The 2,713-nt window shown below is 69.9% G+C and carries 3 protein-coding genes; all 3 read right to left on the bottom strand.

Annotation, left to right across the window (positions count from 1 at the left end):
* Positions 1 to 86: 86 nt before the first annotated feature.
* On the bottom strand, positions 87 to 368 hold the full coding sequence (locus ACFV5N_RS26710) for an HU family DNA-binding protein (protein WP_019433197.1): 282 nt from the start codon (positions 366 to 368) through the stop codon (positions 87 to 89).
* 322 nt (positions 369 to 690) lie between these two features.
* Positions 691 to 2,109 (bottom strand): NAD-dependent malic enzyme, encoded by a 1,419-nt coding sequence (locus tag ACFV5N_RS26705; protein WP_176128651.1) that lies wholly within the window; start codon positions 2,107 to 2,109, stop codon positions 691 to 693.
* 361 nt (positions 2,110 to 2,470) lie between these two features.
* On the bottom strand, positions 2,471 to 2,713 hold a 243-nt coding region (locus ACFV5N_RS26700), incomplete at its 5' end, for an ATP-binding domain-containing protein (protein ID WP_385604777.1).

Below are 2,713 nucleotides of genomic sequence, written 5' to 3'. Positions count from 1 at the left end.
GGTGTTGTGTATATGAGACAGGGGTGGCCCCGTGGGTGGGGGCCACCCTCACACGTTCAGGACCGCCGGGCCGAAGGCCCGGGGTTTCACTTGCCCTTGGCGGCTTCCTTCAGCTTGGAGCCCGCGGACACCTTGACGCTGTACCCGGCGGGGATCTGGATCGGCTCGCCGGTCTGCGGGTTGCGGGCGGTGCGCGCCGCGCGGTGGGTGCGCTCGAAGGTCAGGAAGCCGGGGATGGTGACCTTCTCGTCCCCCTTGGACACGATCTCCCCGGTGATCTCCGCGAAGGCCGCCAGCACAGCGTCGGCGTCCTTCCGGGTCACCTCGGCGCGCTCGGACAGAGCGGCCACCAGCTCACTGCGGTTCATATTTCGTACTCCCGTGTTCTTCCTTGCCGATGAGGCGTGAGATCGAAGCCGATGCTGCCAGGACCCTCGGACAGTTCCCGGACCCGGGTCGGCTTTCGTGACCCTCGCGCCCGGATACGCATCCTGCCCCCACCAGTGGTGTGAAGGCCAATCCGGCGCCCGCGGTGTCACACGAAGAGTCCTGGCGTCCGTACCGGGGCTCAGCCTCCGGGTCACCCTACGGGGGCCGCCACCGGCCCCGGCAACCGACTCGCCGGGGCGGGCCGGGGCCAGGGCCGTACGGAACGTGCGGGGGGCCGTGACGCGCCCCTGGGGCCGGTTGTTACGCCTCGTCGGCGTGGGTGGCCTCGGCGGCCTCCCGGACGGCACCGGAGACGGCGCCGGAGACCTTCTCGTTGAAGACCGACGGGACGATGTAGTTGGCGTTCAGCTCGTCCTCGCCCACGACATCGGCCAGCGCGCGGGCGGCGGCCAGCATCATCGCGGTGTTGACGGTGCGCGACTGGGCGTCGAGCAGACCGCGGAAGACCCCGGGGAAGACCAGCACGTTGTTGATCTGGTTGGGGAAGTCCGAACGGCCGGTGGCCACCACGGCGGCGGTCTGCCGGGCGATGGCCGGATCGATCTCCGGGTCGGGGTTGGCGAGCGCGAACACGATCGCGCCGTCCGCCATGGCCGCGACATCGTCCGCGTCCAGCACGTTGGGGGCGGAGACGCCGATGAAGACGTCCGCGCCGACGATGGCGTCCTTGAGGGTGCCGGTGACGCCGTCGGGGTTGGTGTTGTCGGCGATCCAGCGCAGCGGGGTGCCGGGCGCGGCGTCCACCAGGTCGGTGCGGCCGGCGTGCACCACGCCGTGGATGTCGGTGACGACGGCGTGCTTGACGCCCGCCGCCAGCAGCAGCTTGAGGATCGCGGTACCGGCGGCGCCGGCGCCCGACATCACCACGCGCACGTCCGCCAGTTCCTTGCCGACGACGCGCAGCGCGTTGTGCAGGGCCGCGAGCACCACGATGGCGGTGCCGTGCTGGTCGTCGTGGAACACCGGGATGTCCAGGGCCTCGCGCAGCCGCGCCTCGATCTCGAAGCAGCGGGGGGCGGAGATGTCCTCCAGGTTGATGCCCGCGAAGCCGGGGGCGATGGCCTTGACGACCTCGACGATGGCGTCGGTGTCCTGGGTGTCCAGGCAGATCGGCCAGGCGTCGATGCCGGCGAACCGCTTGAAGAGGGCGGCCTTGCCCTCCATGACGGGCAGCGCGGCCTGCGGGCCGATGTTGCCCAGGCCCAGCACGGCGGAGCCGTCGGTCACCACGGCGACGCTGTTGCGCTTGATGGTCAGCCGGCGGGCGTCCTCGGGGTGCGCGGCGATCTGCGTGCAGACCCGGGCCACGCCCGGTGTGTAGATCATCGACAGGTCGTCGCGATTGCGAATCGGATGTTTGGAGGTCATCTCGATCTTGCCACCGAGATGCATCAGGAACGTGCGGTCGGAGACCTTGCCGAGCGCGACGCCCTCGATGCCGCGCAGCTTTTGCACGATCTCATCGGCGTGGGCCGTGGAGGAGGCGGCGATCGTGACGTCGATGCGCAGCTTCTCGTGGCCGGATGCGGTGACGTCGAGGCCGGTGACGGAGCCACCGGAGGACTCCACGACGGTGGTGAGCTGACTGACCGCCGTACCGCTGGCCGGAACTTCCAGCCGGACAGTCATCGAGTACGAGACGCTGGGCGCCGTTGCCATGACCGACTTCCTTCACTTTCTCCATCACGCGTGCCCCCGAATGGTCGCACCTACCGTGGAGTAGCCGGTAACCCAGGGGCGATGACCTATATGACCGTAACCACGGAAAGGGGGCACGCGGGCACGAAAGGTGCCGCGTGATGTGAGAAAAGTCTTGACACCGACCCGCCAGCTCGCCTCGCGGCAAGTGGTCGCTCGTAGCGACAATGGTTGGGCCCGGGGGCATGGATCGGGCCGGTGCCACCTAAAGCGTAACAAACCATGGCAGAACACAACTAGCCGTCCGGGCCCGGCCTTCGCCTGTTCCTCGTTCTACCTCATCCGCACGGCGCATATGCCTCCGGAACCGCCCCGGAGCGGGTCACAGCCCGCGCAGCAGGTCCGGCACCCCGCGCCCGTCCGGCTCGTCCGCCGCGCCGGCCAGCACCGTCAGCCGCTGGGTCGCCCGGGTCAGCGCCACGTACAGCACCCGCAGCCCCGCCGGGGACTCGTCCGCGATCTCCGCCGGGCTCACCACCAGCGTCGCGTCGTACTCCAGGCCCTTCGCCTCCAGCGAGCCCAGCACCAGCAGCCGCTCGTCCTCCCCCGCCAGCCAGCCGCGCAC

Source organism: Streptomyces sp. NPDC059853 (genome assembly GCF_042731495.1).
Taxonomy (GTDB): Bacteria; Actinomycetota; Actinomycetes; order Streptomycetales; family Streptomycetaceae; genus Streptomyces.
The sequence above is the reverse complement of the archived record's forward strand: the minus strand, read 5'-3'. Positions and strand labels throughout refer to the sequence as shown.

Bases quoted from the DNA above. Each gene is read 5' to 3' on its own strand.
- ACFV5N_RS26710 (WP_019433197.1), bottom strand. From the start codon at position 368: ATGAACCGCAGTGAGCTGGTGGCCGCTCTGTCCGAGCGCGCCGAGGTG.
- ACFV5N_RS26705 (WP_176128651.1), bottom strand. From the start codon at position 2,109: ATGGCAACGGCGCCCAGCGTCTCGTACTCGATGACTGTCCGGCTGGAA.